At 46.7% G+C, this 18,324-nt stretch carries 15 protein-coding genes and 3 pseudogenes; 15 read left to right on the top strand and 3 right to left on the bottom strand.

Annotation, left to right across the window (positions count from 1 at the left end; all coding sequences use genetic code 11):
- Positions 1–187: 187 nt before the first annotated feature.
- The 8 genes from NFI08_RS19115 (at position 188) to NFI08_RS19080 (ending at position 7,856) form a co-directional block, all read left to right on the top strand.
- On the top strand, positions 188–634 hold the full coding sequence (locus tag NFI08_RS19115) for a type IV pilin protein (RefSeq protein WP_349591260.1): 447 nt from the start codon (positions 188–190) through the stop codon (positions 632–634).
- 114 nt (positions 635–748) lie between these two features.
- The gene (locus tag NFI08_RS19110; protein WP_349591259.1) at positions 749–2,119 is read left to right on the top strand and encodes an MBL fold metallo-hydrolase; all 1,371 of its coding nucleotides are present in this window, start codon (positions 749–751) and stop codon (positions 2,117–2,119) included.
- A 118-nt stretch (positions 2,120–2,237) separates the two neighbouring features.
- Positions 2,238–3,491 carry an oligosaccharide flippase family protein gene (locus NFI08_RS19105; protein WP_349591258.1) on the top strand — a complete coding sequence of 418 codons (1,254 nt, stop codon included), beginning with the start codon at positions 2,238–2,240 and terminating at the stop codon, positions 3,489–3,491.
- 66 nt (positions 3,492–3,557) lie between these two features.
- Complete coding sequence (pseB, locus tag NFI08_RS19100; protein WP_349591257.1) at positions 3,558–4,556, top strand: UDP-N-acetylglucosamine 4,6-dehydratase (inverting); 999 nt, start codon at positions 3,558–3,560, stop codon at positions 4,554–4,556.
- Positions 4,556–5,251 carry a pseudaminic acid cytidylyltransferase gene (pseF, locus tag NFI08_RS19095; RefSeq protein ID WP_349591256.1) on the top strand — a complete coding sequence of 232 codons (696 nt, stop codon included), beginning with the start codon at positions 4,556–4,558 and terminating at the stop codon, positions 5,249–5,251. The genes pseB and pseF overlap by 1 nt, the downstream gene beginning before the upstream one ends.
- 6 nt (positions 5,252–5,257) lie before the next feature.
- A complete protein-coding gene (locus NFI08_RS19090) occupies positions 5,258–6,139 on the top strand; it encodes an SDR family oxidoreductase (RefSeq protein ID WP_349591255.1) in 882 nt (293 codons plus the stop codon).
- Positions 6,139–7,218: an N-acetylneuraminate synthase family protein gene (locus tag NFI08_RS19085; protein WP_349591254.1), complete on the top strand. Its 1,080-nt coding sequence runs from the start codon at positions 6,139–6,141 to the stop codon at positions 7,216–7,218. The genes NFI08_RS19090 and NFI08_RS19085 overlap by 1 nt, the downstream gene beginning before the upstream one ends.
- Positions 7,197–7,856: a glycosyltransferase family 2 protein gene (locus tag NFI08_RS19080; RefSeq protein WP_349591253.1), complete on the top strand. Its 660-nt coding sequence runs from the start codon at positions 7,197–7,199 to the stop codon at positions 7,854–7,856. The genes NFI08_RS19085 and NFI08_RS19080 overlap by 22 nt, the downstream gene beginning before the upstream one ends.
- Before the next feature lie 698 nt (positions 7,857–8,554).
- On the opposite strand, the gene NFI08_RS19075 is transcribed toward NFI08_RS19080, so the two are convergent.
- Entirely contained in the window at positions 8,555–8,719 is a 165-nt protein-coding gene (locus NFI08_RS19075) for a hypothetical protein (protein WP_349591252.1), read from the bottom strand.
- A 72-nt stretch (positions 8,720–8,791) separates the two neighbouring features.
- On the opposite strand from NFI08_RS19075, the gene NFI08_RS19070 reads away from it, so the two are divergent.
- Positions 8,792–9,856: a polysialyltransferase family glycosyltransferase gene (locus NFI08_RS19070; protein ID WP_349591251.1), complete on the top strand. Its 1,065-nt coding sequence runs from the start codon at positions 8,792–8,794 to the stop codon at positions 9,854–9,856.
- A 180-nt stretch (positions 9,857–10,036) separates the two neighbouring features.
- Here the strand turns inward: NFI08_RS19070 and NFI08_RS19065 are convergent.
- A pseudogene (locus NFI08_RS19065) lies at positions 10,037–10,534 on the bottom strand (IS3 family transposase); the annotation flags it as partial.
- Between the two features lie 552 nt (positions 10,535–11,086).
- On the bottom strand, positions 11,087–12,466 hold the full coding sequence (locus NFI08_RS19060) for an IS1380 family transposase (protein ID WP_349587653.1): 1,380 nt from the start codon (positions 12,464–12,466) through the stop codon (positions 11,087–11,089).
- A gap of 802 nt (positions 12,467–13,268) precedes the next feature.
- Here NFI08_RS19060 and NFI08_RS22915 point away from each other — a divergent pair.
- The 6 genes and pseudogenes from NFI08_RS22915 to NFI08_RS19035 form a co-directional block, all read left to right on the top strand.
- Positions 13,269–13,397, top strand: a complete 129-nt coding sequence (locus NFI08_RS22915) for an integrase core domain-containing protein (RefSeq protein WP_502881142.1) — start codon at positions 13,269–13,271, stop codon at positions 13,395–13,397.
- A 45-nt stretch (positions 13,398–13,442) separates the two neighbouring features.
- A pseudogene (locus tag NFI08_RS19055) lies at positions 13,443–13,921 on the top strand (IS3 family transposase); the annotation flags it as partial.
- A gap of 252 nt (positions 13,922–14,173) precedes the next feature.
- Positions 14,174–15,451 (top strand): O-antigen polymerase, encoded by a 1,278-nt coding sequence (locus NFI08_RS19050; protein ID WP_349591250.1) that lies wholly within the window; start codon positions 14,174–14,176, stop codon positions 15,449–15,451.
- Between the two features lie 160 nt (positions 15,452–15,611).
- Positions 15,612–16,385, top strand: a complete 774-nt coding sequence (locus tag NFI08_RS19045) for a WecB/TagA/CpsF family glycosyltransferase (protein ID WP_349591249.1) — start codon at positions 15,612–15,614, stop codon at positions 16,383–16,385.
- A gap of 6 nt (positions 16,386–16,391) precedes the next feature.
- Positions 16,392–17,771: an undecaprenyl-phosphate glucose phosphotransferase gene (locus tag NFI08_RS19040; protein WP_349591248.1), complete on the top strand. Its 1,380-nt coding sequence runs from the start codon at positions 16,392–16,394 to the stop codon at positions 17,769–17,771.
- A 261-nt stretch (positions 17,772–18,032) separates the two neighbouring features.
- Positions 18,033–18,299 (top strand): annotated as a pseudogene (locus NFI08_RS19035) (transposase); the annotation flags it as partial.
- Positions 18,300–18,324 lie beyond the last annotated feature (25 nt).

Raw genomic sequence — 18,324 nt, 5'->3', positions numbered from 1 at the left:
ATCGGCATCAAGGTTTGGGTGCAAAAGCCTCAGGCGCGCTCTCAGCGCCGCGTAAGATGCCTTGAACCTCGGGAGGGCGGCGATACGGAAGTGATGGTCTGGCTAAGCGCCATTTTCACCACGCCGCACCACCGTTCAGTCAGCACGCCACCGTGAAACAGCAAGAAGTCAACAGGGAGCATCAGACATGGAAGGCATCAGCAGCAGCGTCAGCACCAGCAACTCAGAAAAGCGCGGAACCGTGATACCGGCAGGGCAGGGCGGCTTTACCCTGATAGAACTGCTGGTAGTGGTGGCCATCATCGGGCTGCTATCGGCCATCGCCATACCGCAGTACACGAACTTCAAGAAGCGTGCGGCGGAAAACTCCTGTAGGGAAGAGCTTGCAGCGGCCAGAACACCGCTCGCTCTAGATGACCAGATTGATATTGGTGGTACAGCCGACGTGGATTTGTCAGATAAGTACGCGTGGAGCGCCTGTGATGAAACCACCGCCAAGTATGTTGCTAAAACTGGTAGCGAGGACGCTAAGTTGGTGGCGAAGCCAGCTTCAAATGACGCCACTAACAACAATGCTGAGGTATCGGTAGTGCTCGCCGAATCCGTGGATGTCGATGCTGCTATCGATGGATAGATAGATGTCAATTCGAAGCGAGTGCTTCGAGAGTTTTGCGAACGGCACGGCGGCCCGTTTTGGAGCGGCCGCGTCGCCTTCCCAAATCAATCAAACTGAGAAACTAGGAAAAGTGTGGACTATCCCACCATCATCCACCACGGTGGCGCCGATGGCGTCACCGGAAGCTGTCACCGTCTCCAGATATCACCTGACCATGCCATCTTGATCGACTGCGGCCTGTTTCAGGGAGAGGACCTCAAGGGCCAGTCAAGCTTCGAGCGTCACCAGATCGAGTTTCCGGTCGACGACGTCATGGCTTTGGTGGTGACCCATGTCCATATCGACCATATCGGTCGGCTGCCCTACCTGATGGCAGCGGGGTTCAAAGGCCCCATCATCTGCACCCCGCCGAGTGCGCGGCTGCTGCCACTGGTGATCGAGGATGCCCTCAAGATTGGCTTTACCCGCGACCGCAGGCTAATCGAGCGGTTTCTTGATATCGTTGAGATGCATCTTGATCCAAGTCCCTATGGTGCTTGGAAAACCCTGCTAAACGATGAGTGTTACAAGGTCAAGGTGCGTCTACAGAACGCGGGGCATATACTCGGTTCAGCATACGTCGAAATTGATGTTGAGGACGAGCGCGCGAGTCTGGATAATCGCTACGTCTTCTCGGGGGACCTCGGGCCGCCCGACACCCCGCTGTTGCCGGACCCCACTCCGCTGGAGCGGGCGGACGTCCTGGTGCTTGAGAGCACCTACGGCGATAGAAGGCATGAAGGCCGCAGGACGCGGCGCGCACAGCTCAAGGAAATGATTTATCGTGCACAGCGCGAGGGCGGTAGCGTGGTCATTCCAGCCTTCAGCATCGGCCGCACCCAGGAGCTGCTCTACGAAATCGAGACTTTGGTGCATGAGCGGTTGCACGTGCGACAGGAAGGAGAGAAAGGCGAGCGTCCGCTGATCATTGTCGATTCCCCGCTGGCTGCCCGCTTCACCGAAGTATACCGAGACCTCAAGCCCTGGTGGGACAGCGAAGCCAAGACGCGGCTCGACCAGGGCCGCCATCCCCTCAGCTTTGATGGCCTCGTCACCGTAGATAGCCACGACGACCATCTCGCCATGGTCGAGCACCTCGCCACCACCAACACCTGGGCCATCGTCATCGCCGCCAGCGGCATGGCCACCGGGGGCAGGGTGGTCAACTACTTGAAGCGACTCCTTTCTGATCCTTGCCACACTGTTTTGTTTGTTGGATATCAAGCAGAGGGTACGCCTGGCAGGCTGATTCAGCGAGCGAAACGTGGAAGCGAAGTCGTTGTCGACGGAGAGCGCATGGTGGTGAATGCCTACGTCGAGAGTATTTCGGGTTTTTCAGCGCATGCTGACCAGCAGGATTTGGTTCAGTTTGTTTGTGGCACACAGAATAGGATTGGGAAAATTAGATTGGTGCACGGAAATTCAGCAGCCCAAAAATGTCTACGAAAACTTTTGAATCGCTAGCTTTATTGCTAAAGGTTTCTAATCTTATGGATCGGGATTCTTTGCTTAAAATAGCGGCATAGTCTTTTCTTTTTTCTAAAAATATAAGTGGGCCAGTATGCCTAGCGGATCAAACCTATTGTCAACCACCGTCTTTATACGGTTGGTGAATATTGGGCTACGAGGCAGCTCGCTTCTTGCAAAATTTCTCTTAATCTTTCTTATCGCTTATTATCTTGCTCCAGAAGAAGTGGCAATATATGGCCTATTGGTCGCTACAATATCGTATTCCATCTATGTAATTGGTTTCGATTTTTACGTATATACCACGAGAAAGCTTTTAGGTAGTAGATCCGATGAGTGGCTAAGATTGCTCCGTGATCAAAGTGTATTCACGGTAATCGTCTACAGTATTATTCTCCCGCTGTTGTTTTTTTTGTTTATTGCAGATCTTTTGCCGTGGAAGGTTGCTCCATGGTTTTTTGTCTTGCTTGTGTTCGAACACTTAGCTCAGGAATTAAATCGATTGTTAGTCGCAATGTCGCGGCAGTTGTATGCGAGCATAGCCCACTTTCTGCGTTCTGGCGTTTGGGTGTTGGTTGTAGCAGTAATTTTCTGGTTGTATCCAAAGTTTCGCACCCTTGAAGTGCTGCTAATGGCGTGGGCGGTCGGTGGGGCACTCGCATGTAGCATGGGATTTATGGCAATCGCCAGACTGGATCGAGCCTGCTTAAAGAATTCAATTGATTGGAGCTGGTTGGCTCAAGGAGTCAAAGTTGCCTTGCCCCTGCTTTTTGCAACGCTGGCAATACGAGCACTGTTTACGGTTGACCGTTACTGGTTGGAGGCGGTGGGCGGAGAAGAAGCACTTGCAGCTTATGTGTTGTTTGCTGGGATTGCAAATGCTGTGACATCATTTCTAGATGCAGGCGTGTTTGTTTTCTTGTACCCGAAAATCGTGAGAGCTTTCCAAATAAAAGATTTTAAAATGTTTGAGTCTGGAATGAAAAGTCTTTCACGTCAGACAGTTTTTATTGCTTTTATTATGTGCGTGACTGCCGCTGTATTGGTTCATCCGGTATTAATGGCTATTGGGAAAGAAGTGTATTTTAATCATGTGGGAATGCTTTACATTCTGCTTTTTTCCATATTTCTATTCGCAGTTAGCATGATTCCTCATTACGGGCTTTATGCTATGGGGAAAGATAATTCGATTATAAAGAGCAATGTCTTTTCATTTTTTGTATTTTTGGGGCTTGGTTTTCTGCTTACAGATGCTTTTCCAATCCTCGGGGTTCCGTTTTCTCTTTGTGGTGCGTTCTTCGCTATGCTGGTTCTAAAGGCCTTTTTTTATTGTCGATTGAAAAAAACGATGACCATGAACTTTGGTTGAAAAAAGTCCTTTTAAGCTGAAAGAGAAAACTCTCTTTCTTGATGGAAATAAATAGAGTAAATTGCTATGTTTGATGACTCTTCAATTCTTGTAACTGGCGGGACGGGATCTTTTGGGCATACCTTTATCCCAATGCTTCTAGAGCGCTATAATCCTAAACGTGTGATTATCTTTTCTCGTGATGAGATGAAGCAGTGGGAGATGGCAAAGAAATTCGAAGGTGATCCAAGGGTGCGCTTCTTTATTGGGGATGTGCGAGATAGAGATCGCATCTATCGTGCTCTAGATGGGGTCGACTATGTAGTGCATGCTGCCGCGACTAAGATTGTACCCACGGCTGAGTACAATCCGTTTGAATGTGTGAAAACGAATGTCCAAGGGGCAATGAATCTGATTGACGCCTGTATCGATAAGGGTGTGAAAAAGGTGGTAGCACTATCTACAGATAAGGCAAGTAGCCCAATCAATCTTTATGGTGCGACTAAACTGACGTCAGATAAGTTGTTTGTAGCTGGGAATTCATACGCTGGAGGGCATCATACCCGCTTTGCAGTAGTCAGATACGGCAACGTAATGGGATCGCGGGGGTCTGTGATTCCTTTCTTTATGTCGATTCGGGATAAGGGAGAGTTGCCGATTACGGATGATCGCATGACACGTTTCATGATATCGTTGGAGCAAGGCGTAGAACTAGTTTGGCATGCTTTTGAGGATATGGAAGGAGGAGAGATTTATGTAAAAAAAATCCCCTCGATGAAAGTTACGGACTTGGCTCGGGTTGTTGCCCCTGGTGCGAGTCAAGAGATAGTAGGTATCAGGCCGGGAGAAAAGTTGCACGAACAAATGATAGGCTCTGAAGATGCTTATTATACCTATGAATATCCTGAGCATTTTAAAATATTGCCCGCAATAAATAGTTGGGACAAAGATTCTAATCGCATAAAGGATGGAAAGCCTGTGCCTGAAGGCTTCGTATATTCTAGTGATAATAATAGCGAATGGATGAGCGATACTGACTTAAAAAATTGGATTGATGAGAATTGGGATAAGATTGGTAAAATATAATGGCTCAGAATATTGCAGTAATTCCGGCAAGAGGGGGGAGTAAGCGTATTCCAAGAAAAAATATAAAAAATTTTCTTGGAACTCCCATGATAGGTTATTCAATCAACCTTGCGCTAAGCAGCGGTATTTTTGATCGTGTTATTGTAAGCACGGATGATGAAGAAATATCAAAGATAGCGATTGAGTTGGGGGCTGAGGTCCCCTTTGTGAGAGATGCAAAGTTAGCAGATGATCTAACTCCAACTCTTCCAGTAATAAGAAATACAATTCAAGTTCTGGGGGTAGAAACGACTAGAGAAAATCTGGTATGTTGTATATATCCATGTGCACCTTTTGTAACTATAAAAGATTTGATTGTGGCGAAGAAGCTTGTACAAGATTACGGGGAAGGATTTTGTTACCCGGTTGTTGAGTACGCTCATCCTGTGCAGCGCGCAATGAAAATGAATTCAGAAGGTTTAATGTCTTTTTTTACACCAGAAAATGAGTTAAAGCGAACACAAGATTTCGAGCTTAGTTACCATGATGCAGGTCAGTTCTATTGGGGCAGCACTGAGTCATGGTCCGTAAGAACAAGTTTACACTCTAATAGCGTGGGTTTGCCTATTCCGAATTGGCGTGTGGTAGATATTGACACGCCGGACGATTGGGTACGAGCTGAAAAGTTATATAGGACTCTATTTAATAGTGGTTGATTAGATATGAAAAAGTGTTTGTTAATTGGTGCTGGTGGCATGTTAGGTCAATACTTCAGCCAGTGCAAACTGCTTGAGTCGTGGGAAGTCCTCTTCCATAGAGGGCGAACTGGCGATGGATTAACTGCTAACTTAAGTGATATAGATCAGACCTATGCGCTATTAGATAAGGTGGAGCCGAATGTCATTGTCAACCTTGTCGCGGCAACGAACGTTGATGAATGCGAGAAAGATCCTCTTTATTGTTACGAAAAGAATGTTAAAGTAATTAACAATGTTGTTTCATGGATTCAAGATAAGAAATCCTGTAGCTCCCCCTATTTGTTGAACGTGTCCACAGACCAAGTTTACGAAAGATCTGGGCTGGGAACTGTTGGCAGGGAGGCAGATGTATCTCCACTAAATTATTATAGTTACTCTAAGCTACTAGGTGAATGTGCCGCTTCATCTGTGCGAGGAGCTTCCATTCGTACTAATTTTTTTGGAAAAAGCTTGCATCCTGCGAGGAAGAGTTTCTCAGATTGGGTCTATGGCAGGCTAGTTAGTGGAGAGCGCTTCAGTGTTTTTGAAGATGTGTATTTCAGCCCTTTATCAATGCTAACACTTTGTAGGTATTTGGCTCTAATTATTGAAAAACAACCCAGTGGTGTCTTCAACTTGGGCTCAAGAGATGGTTTTTCTAAGGCCGAATTTGCTAGAGTGTTTGCGCAACTGCTTGGCAGTAGTTATGCTAATATGGAAAGTGTTTCTATTGATAGTAAAAAGGGGCTAATCGCAAAAAGGCCCTACGACATGAGGATGGATGTTTCGAAATTTGAGGATTACTTTAGTATCGAGCTTCCATCACTTTTGGAAGAAGTGAAAACTGTTGTGGGAGATTATAGATAATGGATAAAAGCAAAATGTTCTACATTGATAGTAAGCCTGTTGGTGGGGAATCCCCAGTGTATTTTATTGCCGACATTGCTGCAAATCATGATGGTGATTTAGAAAAAGCAAAAGATCTTATTTATATGGCTGCTGAAGCTGGTGCCGACGCTGCTAAATTTCAGCATTTCACAGCTAGTACTATTGTAAGTGATCAAGGTTTTAAGAACCTACGTGGAGGCATGTCTCATCAAAAAGAATGGAAGAAAAGTGTCTATGAAGTATATCAAGATGCGAGCGTCAAACTTGAATGGAGTGAAGTGTTAAAGGAGACCTGTGATCGTGCTGGGATAACGTTCTTTACAAGTCCTTACAGTAAAGAACTTGTGGATCATATTGATAATTACGTCCCTGCTTATAAGATAGGTTCTGGGGATATTTCGTGGATAGAGATTATAGAGTATATCGCAAAGAAAAATAAGCCATATATCCTTGCGACTGGTGCGGCGTCGATGGAGGATGTTGTTCGTGCTGTGTCAGCTTGTCTGCCTTTGAATGAAGATTTTTGTCTGATGCAGTGTAATACTAATTATACTGCTAGCTTGGAGAACTTTAAATATATAAATCTTAATGTCCTGAAGACCTATGCGAGAGAGTTTCCGAGTGTCGTGCTGGGTTTAAGTGATCATACGCCTGGTCATTCTACCGTTCTTGGCAGTGTAGCGTTAGGTGCGAAAGTAATTGAAAAGCATTTTACTGACTCAAACGATAGAGAAGGGCCTGATCATAAGTTCTCAATGACGCCAACGTCTTGGCGTGAAATGGTCGATCGCTGCCGAGAATTAGAGCTTTCTCTTGGGGGAGAAACGAAGAAAATAGAAGAAAATGAAAAGCAAACTGCTATTGTACAGCGACGCTCACTATGTGTTAATCGAAAGATATCTGAAGGCGAGACCTTAAAAGAGTCTGATCTGACTGCACTCAGACCAAGTCCTGATAAGAGCATTCCGCCATTTGAAGCAAAGAATGTAATAGGTTGTGTGGTTTTGAAAGATCTTGAGAAAGGGGAGCATCTAGAATGGCATTACCTCAAGAAGTAGCGGTAATAATTCCTGCTCTAAACGAGTCTAGTACGATTGGGGACGTGGTAAGTGCTGTAAAAAGGTACGGTACTGTATATGTAGTTGATGATGGCTCTGACGATAATACCGGAGAGGTGGCTGCTGAAGCCGGAGCGTTGGTTGTTACTCATAGTTCAAATCTGGGTTATGACAGTGCTCTAAATTCAGGCTTTGCTAGAGCAGCAAGGGATAAAGTAAGGTTTTTCGTGACTGTTGATGCAGATGGACAACATAAAACACAGTTATTGGAAGAATTTATTCTTAGATTGGAGGAAGGTTTCGATGTCGTCCTTGGTGAAAGGACAAGTCTTCCACGGTTTTTTGAAAAAGTATTTTCGTTGTTTACCAGGGTCAAATATAGCATCAAAGATCCGTTTTGCGGAATGAAAGGATATTCAAGACCTGTCTATGAGAGCCTTGGTCATTTTGATTCCTATAGCTCCGTAGGCACTGAGCTTATGTTCTATGCTTTGAAGAATAATTTTTCGGTTACCCAAATAACGTTTTCTCCTTTGCCAAGAGAAGATAAGCCGAGGTTTGGCACAGGTCTTAAAGCTAATTCGAAAATAATTAGGGCTATGGTTGTTAGTGTATTTAAGTACGGTTTTTCACGTTGATGATTCTAGTTTGGCAGAAAATTTATTGGCCCCTTGGTTTCTGAACATGTTGTGCGTCTAAACCTTGGCGTGGCTTGGGGCGCTACGTAGCCAGCGATTGATATGGCCAATCTTCGTTGTAGTAGCTCATCCAGCGATTGTTGACGCCTCTCGCCTAGTCCAGCGATGCAATGCGATGGAGCCAGATGCACTCCTCGTTTAAGTGTCAGGTTCCGGATGATTGATTACACGTTTGGTAATATTTCAGGACGCATCTTCTGAAGTGACCCCCTCCAGAGTTGCGCGGGCTATAGTGCAGCCATCAGGAGGACAGGATGAGGGACAATAACCTGATCGAGCGATGAAGCGCGAAGCGCGAGGCTGCCGGCGATAGCCGTAGGTGGGGTACCGCTCCAGGGGAAGTTTCACCTGTGCCGACATGACGGCGCTGATGATACGTCCGCAGCTTAGGTCGGTAATACAGGATGCGCTGGGGGAATCCCAGCCAGCGGCAGAGCTTGACGATGGAGACCACATCGTCATTCTGGGTCAGTTGGGCCAGCAGCGACATTAAGATTTCTCGTCCTCGTCGAGCAGGTACTTGAAAATTTTTAGTATATAGATCTGCGAAAGGGCCTCGTCCAATGCCTCCTTGGTCTCTCTGAGCTTGTACTTGTAGTGCTCACAGATGCCCTTGGAGCGGGCTTTGAACCTCCTTTCTACATGCGGCGCTGGGCTTTTTCGACCCAGACCTCGCTTTCTGAGGCGGTGAGGTTGTTCTGTCGAGCCACCCCAGCGGCGGTGATCTTGCTCTTGAAGATGTCCGTGTTAACGGCGTGCTTGCGCTTTGTGATCCATTGCTCGATCAGGTTGTTGTAGCTCATTTCTGTTCTCCTGAAGGATGTACTATATCCTGTGCAGCTCTGGAAGGGGGGGCAATTCGTTTGGTAAAGTGTATGTGCAATAATAAGTTTTATATTTTTGATCTAGTTACCACATATCATTTGATCAGTGCATTGTCATTCTGCATTTCTAAGTCTTGTAAAGGAGATGAGATTGTTGTTTATTACATTGAAGATATGGATGGTAAGTACCAATTTTCTGATATTAGCTTTATTTCTGATTCCGGTGTATTAATAAGTTTAAGGAAACAAAAAAAACTCAATGGTTTTTATTGGACGATAGTGCCTTTTGTGAATAGGTTGTTAAGTTTTCGAGAAACGAGATCTTCAATTTATCTAGGTCATCATACATATTATAAGCCAACTGTTGCTAGATATCTTGATAAAAAAGAATTAATGTTGGGGAGAAAGTTTTTTACATTTGGGTTTGAAGAAGGCGTTGGAACATACAATGGCTTTTCTCAAGAAAAAGATGTTGCACTTCGTGAAAAGAAAAAATATTTCCTTGCAAAGTTTGTTTTAAAGAAAATCTTAAGGTCAAGGTTGTTCTTGGATTTTAAGTGGGGTTTGCTAAAGGATAAGTCAGAAGAAGTTGATAAATGTTATAAATCAGCGGCTTCTATTGTCTTGAATAATTTGTATTCCGAGCTAAATGGTTTGAAGGGAACTAAGCTTGCAGACCTTTCAAACAAGGTGGTTTATTTTACGACTCCTTTTGTTAAAATTGACTTAATGTCTAATGAAGAATATAATGATTTTTTCTGTAGAGTAGTGAAATATTTTGAGGAAAATAATATCCCGCTTGTTATTAAGCCTCATCCCCTAGATGATTTTTCCTACGAAGATATTGCGCCTAATGCTGATGTAATTGAGAGCAGTGCTCCTGCAGAAATTATGATGCTAGGTTTTAATGTTAAGATGGTTGCTGGTGTTAACTCTACTGCGCTGGTTACGGCAAGTTGCCTATATGATTGCCATGCTATTAATATGGTCGACTTTCTTCCAGAAAAAACTAGGAATAGATTAAATCTTGGAGTAGAGTTGCAGAGCATTTTTGATAATAATACATCCCGTGTTGACGAAGAGCATTTTTCCTGTTCAAGGGGTAACGGTTTTTAATTTCCTGGATTCATAGAATAACTGCAGCACTTTGGATCACGAGGGAGAGGCGGGAGGGTCAGTGGCGGCACCCTTCTCGGCTCACCAATGGGATGGAGCCCTCCCCACCCTCCCGGTGCCGATGCGCCAAACTGAGAGGGTGCTGAGGAGTGATCTTGCCCAACAAAAGTGGACACCGGTCTATGCGATCATTCGAGCTTCGAAGGCTGCTGGGCTGATCATCCCAATGGCGCTGTGGCGGCGTTGCCGATTGTAGTCCAGTTTAATGTATTCGAAGACCCGCCTTTGTATCGCATCCTTGGTCCCGAAGCGCTCACCGTGGATAGCCTCGACTTCGAGACTGTGAAAGAAGCTTTCAGCACAGGCATTATCGTAGCACTTGCCCTTGGCGCTCATGCTGCATAAGAGCTTGCGTCGCTTGATAAGCCTCTGATAATCCGAAGAACAATACTGACTTCCATGATCTGATTGGGTGATCACCTTCTTCGGGCAACCGCGCCAGGAGAGCGTCATCTCTAACGCCTCATAGACGAGATCTGCTTTCATCCGACTGCTCGCCGCCTAGCCAATAGTTCGTCGAGAAAACAAATCGATAACGACGGCCAAGTATAACCAGCCTTGGTCTGTGCTCAGATATGTGATGTCGCTCACCCATTTTTCGTTCGGCCCTTTTGAAGTGCCCTCTCCATAGCTGCACAGGCTATAGTGCAGCGATCAGGAGGATGCGATGAGCAAGAACCCACCGTCAAACGCTGGACCGCGAAGCGCAAAGACGCCGTGGTCATGGACATCTTCACGGGCAAGACCAGAGCGGCTGAAGTGGCGCGACTGTACGATCTCACAGTCTTCGAGATTTAGTGCTGAATCGATGAAGTCCAGCGCAGCACGAAAAACGGGGTCAGGACTCGCCCGAAGGACGTCCGTGAGTAGTCCGAATCTGAACTGTGGAAGACGAAAGAAGGGCTGGGTGAGGCCCTCCTGCAGATTTATACGCTAAACCCGCCTCATTCATCTGAGTGCTGAATGAGCCTGCTGCGCCGGAAAATCTCGGCATCGGCCCTCTTTACCGTTGAGCGGCCGCATGGTCGCCGGTTTTCTTATAACTAAATCGACCTTCTGTTGGCGTCCTTATCGCAGTTTTGTATCATCATCTGGCTTCGGCGTAGCCGTGCCTGACAGCTTCGGATACGGCTGCTCTGTCGACGAATGAGAGTGTGATGATGACCAGTCTCAGACCAGTGCGGATAGCCGTGGCAACCCCCTTAGCAATGTCGGCCACCATTTGTCGGCGGCGGCGCCAAGGTGCACTGTGACGCGTCGGGCATGCAGCGAGAGTGTCGCCGCCACCTTGAGGATCTGCTCACGCATCTGCGCCAGGCTCCACCCCTGATGTGTTTGGCTTTCCAGCAGCCGTCGCAGCCCATGCAGGACTTGATAGGCGTAGAGGCTCAGCAAGAGATTCACCGTGTTGCGGGCCATCACCTGTTGAACCGTCGAGGCGCCGCGATCGGTCGAGGACAGATGCACGTCCAGTGTCGACTTCAACTCGCCCATGTGCGCCTCAGCGCTGCCACGCTTGCGATAGAGTGCCAGCACCCTCTTGGCCGGCCACTCGACCTTGCCGAGGTTGGTGACCAGGAAGAAGGCGTGCAGTAACAGATCATCGGGACGTTCCTGCACCACCAGCACCACGCGTCGTGGCGCAGGCCATGAGCCGGCTTGATAGGACAGGTCATAACACCACTCCCGAGGTTGTTCAGGCGGGCGGCCACGCGGGCGTTTCAAATACGGTTCTGCTAGCGTCTGCAGTCCCGTGTGGCTACGCAGCCGGCCCAGGTACTCGATATCCCGATCTTCCAGGGCTTCCAGTGTTGCGTTGTCGGTGAAGCCTGCGTCGATGCGAACCCGCACCTGGGCTCCGGTGCTCGCGCTAAGCCGCTTGACCAGGTGTGGTATCCAGGTATCAGCATCCTCGGCTGGGCCGGCGTTACCTTCGCGCAGTAGGCCGCCGACCATGTCGCCAGTCTCGGCCAGTGAAGCGATCAGCGGTGAGTAGATCCGTGCCTGATAATGCCCGTGAAACGCTGAGCCCCCTTGGTGGCCGTGGACCTCAATCGGCAAGCCATCGACATCCAGGGTCAACTGCTTCGGGATGTCGCCCTTGGTCAGCGAGACCAGACGCCAAACCACCAATCGCATCAGTCCTTCGTGCAGGGTATCGATGTTGTCGCTGTGACCGAGGCAGTTCAGCAAGCGCGACAGCGTGGCTTGAGATGGCCGATCTTGCTCCAACGGGGCCAGCCCGCGAGCATCACTGCAGGCAAGTTGCCAGAGCGGGTCATGACGGAGCGTGTCGGTATCACTAAGGTCGATCCACCCCATCGCACGCTGCAAGATCACGGTTCGCAGTTGGCTTGCCAGCGAGTGACGAACACGTAGCGGATTGCGCGGGTCAACCAGATTGTCTTCCAGCGCATCGATAACGCCACTGCGATCGAGGGCTTCGCGGAGCAACAGCGCGCCGCTATCACTCGTGGTTCGTTGGCCGCTCAGCTCGACACGGACCGAGCGGTTGCAAGAGGGAATCCAGGTGGATAGTCTTTCACCCATAGCGGATGGCTCTCTTTGATCAGGTTCTTGGCGGAACTCACTGATTTTTTAAGAGAATACCATCCGCTATCTTCGTTTTCAGGCCTGCCCCATGAATGAGGCGGGCTAAAAAGTTTTGCTGCCTACTCGACGAAGACGAGAGCTCGTAAGGTCATTGCAGGCTGTATGGTCCGTCAGGGCCTCATAGTGCCGCTCGTCAAACTCTGTCAGTGGCTGGGGCTTCCCCGACGGACGTTGTATTACCATCCCCGGGCCGCGGCGGCGCGCCATCAACACCGATCTGGCAACGCGGGTGAAGCTGGCCTTGGAACGGTTCCCTACCTATGGATATCGTCGACTGGCGTGCGTCCAGGGGAAGAACCGCAAGCCAATTCAGGGCATCCTTCAGCTCAAAGGCTGGAAAGTGCGCAAGCGCCCTCAGGGCTTCCGCCCTCCCGCCAGGAGTCTGCCGTCCGTCGCCTGGCCAGATGAGCGCTGGGCGACAGACCTCACTCATGTGTGGTGCGGTAAGGATCGGCGGGCCAGCTTAGCGGTCATGAGAGATTCTCAGCTGGCGATTATCCGACACTGGCATCAGCAAGACCGCGGAGGCGGCGTTTGAGGAAGCGCTTCTCTATTGGTTCGGAGCGCTGGGACGCGTTCAGCAACCCTTGACCCTTCGCTCTGATAATGGGCTCGTGTTCAGCAGTCATCACTACACGGGCACGGTAAAGGCGGCTTGTCTTAAGAGCTCACGACGCCATATACGCCAGAGCGGAATAGGCTCGTGGAACGCTTCTTTCAGGCCTTGAAGTAGGAGTGTATCTGGCTCCACCGCTTCGAATCGCTGGGTCAGGCGAGGGCCGTCATCAATCGTTGGATGAGGTACTACAACGAAGAGTGGCCACATCAGTCTCCAGGCTATGTGAACCTCGAGCACTCCCGGCGTTAGTCGTGGAGGGCGTGTAGAAATCAGGGGGTCATTGCACCGAAGTAAAAGTGGGTCGGCGACATTACGAACGCTGGCAACCAGCGAAGGGTTGCTCTATCTGACGGTACTGGTCGTCCTGTATTCACGCAAGTTGGTCGGCTGGTCGATTAGTGAACGGATGACCGCCGACTTGGTCAGTGATGCCCTGAAGATGGCCCTGTGGCGCCGTAAGATGCCCAAGGGAGCGGTCGTGCATGGTGACCGTGGCAAGCCAATATTGCTCGACGTCGTACCAGTCGCTGCTGACTCGGTACTAACTCCGGTGCAGCACTAGTACCAAGGGCCGCTGCTACGACAATACCCGTGCCGAGAGCTTCTTCCTCAGTCTCAAGGTGGAGGCGGTCCATGGTGAATGATTCGAGGCCCGGGATGCCATGCTCCGGCAAGTGTTCAAGCACATTGAGATAGACGACAACCGGTAGCGCCGGCACGGTGAGATTGGGGTGGTCAGTCCTGAGGCCTTTGAGGCTAGAATGATCGCTTAGATCGGCGTCCATCAATGCTGGGTAAGATCAGTCCATGACAACGGCGTCCTTGCGCTTGACGTTCCATTGCTCGATCCTGTTGTCGTCGCTCATTCCTGCCCTACAGAGCTTCACTATACCCTGTTCCGCTCTGTAGGAGGGGGGGGAGCTCTTCAGTTGTCGATTATTTTGGGTAGTTATCTAAATGTTGAGGTTAAAGCATCTTCAAAGATGTCAACTAAGTGCTGAGAATTTTTAACAAACGAGAGCAAAATGATTGTTTTAATGAGCTTTGTTTTTTATAGTTTTACTGTTCTTGTTTTTTGCTTGTGTATTCGTGTAAGGAAATTACGTTTATTTTATTTCCATAACCCATCAGTTTCTATTTTTTGTGGAGTGTTTTTCTTCATAGGATTAGCTCCAATTATTGACTTTTTTTTCTATAACTCACGTTATGATTTTCTTTATCCTATAGTTTGGTTTTACTGCTCAGTCTTCTTTTTGGGGCTGTCTTTTGGATTTATTTTGTCATCTATTTACACACCAAAGCATTTCAGCTTAAGCAAGGCTATACCATATGGGTTGTCTAGTTTTGTGTATGTGTTTATATATATTCTTGGCGTGGTTTTGTTATTTTTTTTGTATTATAGAATGCCAGAGATACCAATATTTTCAGAGGATGTACATGAGGCTAGAGTTAAATCATTGGTAGGACTTGGATATAATTATAAGATATCTCTGTATTGTATATATGTCGGCTATCTTGGTGTTTCATTATCGCTTATGCGGCACTCGAAAATATTAGCTTTTATGCTTTCACTGCTGACATTCCTTATGATAATGCCTACAGCAAATAGAATAGACTCACTTTTTGTAATATTTGTTTACGGTGTTGTGTTTGTATATTTTTATGAAGCGAGTGGAGGAGGTATACTTAGACTTTATACGATATCATTAATTATTGGATTTGTTGTTCTCTTTGTTTCAGCAGTTGTGCAATATATTCGACATTATGGGATTCAGGGTTTCGCTGGCGCGGATATTAACGACTTGATTAGATTTTCCCTGGGGGGCGTGTACCACCGATTTTGGGTGCAATTGGAAAATCTTTCATATATGATTAACAATGGAGTTAATATCCCTTTGTTCAAGACATTTATTAATGACTTCTTGCTTGCTATCCCTGGATCACATGTGAATCAAACATCTGGTGTGTTGCTTAAACAAGCTGCTGGAGTCGAGTTCAGAGGTGGCGGGATTACACCCACATTCATAGGTGAGGGGTATGCTCAATTTGGGTACGTCGGAACAGTTATTTATTGCCTTTTTTTGTCTTCTATGATAGGTTTTTTTTCCAACTTTGCTGTAAGTTTTCTCTACGTGAAACACAATCTTTTTCCTTTCTTGTTTATTTCTTCATTTTTTCTATACGGTATTTCAACAAGCACATTAGTTGCTGTTTTCGTACATGCCGTAGCTCCAGTGTTTGTAGTTCTCACGATTTTTGTTTTCGTTCGCTCTTTTTTTTCTTCCCTGTGTGTCCGAGTATAAGGAAGTAGTTTGATCCGGCCAACTCTCTTCCGCCATGTCTCCGTATCAGAATTGCGTTGGGTGGTCAAAAAATTGAACGACCGCTAGCGAAAACGGCTATAGTATCGAATACCAGCATAAGCATTTCTAGGGGTATATTTCGAACCCATGGATACAGAAGGTGCTGCGCTTATTGTATGAATTTTTTAAAGTTTTTTCGGGGGGTGGTATGGTTGGAAAAGACGTAATATTTAAATTGTTAATGGATAAGAATGAGGCCTTTTTTAATCCTGACGAGAGCAAGATAGTAACATTTTTAAACAATTACTCTTATTTAAAAGCTAGAAAGCATGGATGTGTTTACGAGCAGTTCGATAGCGTGTATTGCGACGGAATCTTATTGAATTTAGCTGTTCGGGCATTAGGAAAGAAGAGCAAAAGAAAAAGTTTTGATATGACTTCGCTGGCGCCGATTGTTTTCAGAGAGTGCGAGAAAAGAAATTTCCGTGTATTTTTTATTGGTGGTGAAGAAGGGATTGCCGAAAAGGCCGTAGAGAAGTTTCGTCAGAGCTTTCCTCGGCTAAATATCGTCGGCCTGCGCCACGGCTATTTTAACAGAGGCAATGAACGTGAAAAAGTTCTTGACGAAATGGTGCACATAAATCCTGACTTAGTGATCGTCAGCATGGGGGCTCTGCGTCAAGAAGAGTTTTTGGTTGACCTTAGAAAGCGTGGTTGGGTGGGGCGAGGTTTTACTTGTGGTGGTTTTTTTCATCAAACCGCTAAAGCAGGAATAAATTATTATCCAAAATGGATCGACAAGCTTAATCTTAGGTGGCTGTACAGGATGTTTGATGAGCCGAAGCTAATTAAAAGATATTTCTTTTACTATCCTGTTTCTCTTTTCTATATTTTTATAGATATGTATTGTTTTTCCAAAAAGAATGAGAAGTGATTATTGATGTTTCATAATATATGGTCCCATCAAAGAATACCTCCACGATTTTTTCTTCCATTAGTAGATGTATCTTTGGTTGTTTTGTCGTCTGTTTTTTCCTATTTTCTTAGATTTGGTACCATTACGCTGCACGATCGTTATGTTTTAGCTACAACTGTCATTGCACTACTAGTTGTTATAGTTAATAGCAGTCTTGGTGAATATAATAAATGGAAGATGTTTAAAGGATGGACATCAACTGGCCATCTTATTTTGGTGTTTTTTGTGGCAGGTGTGATTACTTCGTCCATAATTTTTTTTGCTGATGCCTCCGTGCGGTACTCACGATTGTGGATCGGATACACATTAACATCGAGTTTTATACTCATTCTAGTTTTTAGGCTTCTGATACATAACGTACTAAAAAAAGCAAGATTGCAGGGTAAAGTAAGGCGTTCTGTGTTTTTGATAGGCCCTGGGGAAAATTTGCTCGAGGTGGCTCGTGGTATGAGAGCCACGCCTGGAGAAGGCTTTTCAATAGCAGGAGTTGAACGAATCTCAAGCATTCCAGAAAATGATTGTTTAGATCGGATATCGAGGAGAATATATAAAGGAAGGGTTGACGAAGTTTGGATATGTGTTCCGCTTGAAATGGGTGCAGTAGTTAGAAGTATATTATATAGATTGAGGAATCACACTTCAGATGTGCGATTTGTTCCAAGCTTCCGAGACATGCATCTTCTAAACCATCGTATGTCTGAAGTGGCTGGCAGGGCTGTCATAGATCTTAGTGTCACCCCAATGAATGGTGTTTCGAGTATTAGCAAGAGAGTTGAGGATCTTCTAATAGGTTTTTCAATTTTTATTTGCATCATTCCTGTTTGTGTGGTTATTTCGGTATTAGTAAAGTTGTCGTCTCCTGGGCCGATTCTTTTTAAGCAATACAGAACAGGTGTGAATGGCGAGAGCTTTAAGGTATATAAGTTTAGAACGATGAAGATTCATGAAGAGGAAACCGGTGTGTTGACTCAAGCCGGTAGGTCTGATCCTAGAGTTACTAGAATTGGCCGGTTCTTAAGAAAAACCTCATTAGATGAGTTGCCACAGTTCTACAACGTTTTACAAGGTCGAATGTCTATAGTAGGTCCTAGACCACACGCTCTTGAGCATAACGAGCACTATAAAGAATTGGTAGAATCGTACATGCGCCGTCACAAAGTTAAGCCTGGTATAACTGGTTGGGCGCAAGTAAATGGTTTTCGTGGCGAGACGGAGACTGTAAGTAAAATGGAAGCTAGAGTTCAGTATGATCTTTGGTATATAGATAACTGGAACGTATGCTTAGATATTAAAATAATTTTGTTAACGATGGTGAAAGGCTTTTTTGGGAAAAATGCTTATTAGAGGAAAGGCAGAAAGTTTTAGATTAAAATTACTAAACTGATAAGTGAAAATATTCTGAATATTAAGATTGGGTGCATACAGCTGAAGTGACCCCCTCCATAGCTGCACAGCGTATAGTGCAACCATCAGGAGGACAGGATGAGCGACGACAACTCCATCAAACTATGGACCGCGAAGCGCAAGGCTGCCGTGGTCATGAACTGATCTTGCCCACCAACAGTGGACACCCCGTTAAGGCAGTACACTGAACGAGGTGACCCCATGGCAAGGCAAGCAACGTCGATGAAGAAGACTCGCACCCGTTACTCCCAAGTCTACAAGGACGAGGCCTTGGTACTCGCTGACCGTGTTGGTGCCAGTGCCGCCGCCCGCGAGCTGGGTCTTCAACCCAGCCAGCTCTACCAATGGCGAGCCAAGGCTCAGCAGCAGCAGAGTGCCTCGGTTCGCGAGCAGGCCTTGGCGGAAGAGAACGCGAGGCTCAAGCGTCAGCTGGCTGAGAAGTCGGAAGAGCTTGAAATCGCAAAAAAAGCCGCGGTACGCTCAACTGGTCATC

The organism is Halomonas sp. EF61 (assembly GCF_040147045.1).
GTDB classification, from domain to species: Bacteria; Pseudomonadota; Gammaproteobacteria; order Pseudomonadales; family Halomonadaceae; genus Halomonas; species Halomonas litopenaei.
The sequence above is the reverse complement of the archived record's forward strand: the minus strand, read 5'-3'. Positions and strand labels throughout refer to the sequence as shown.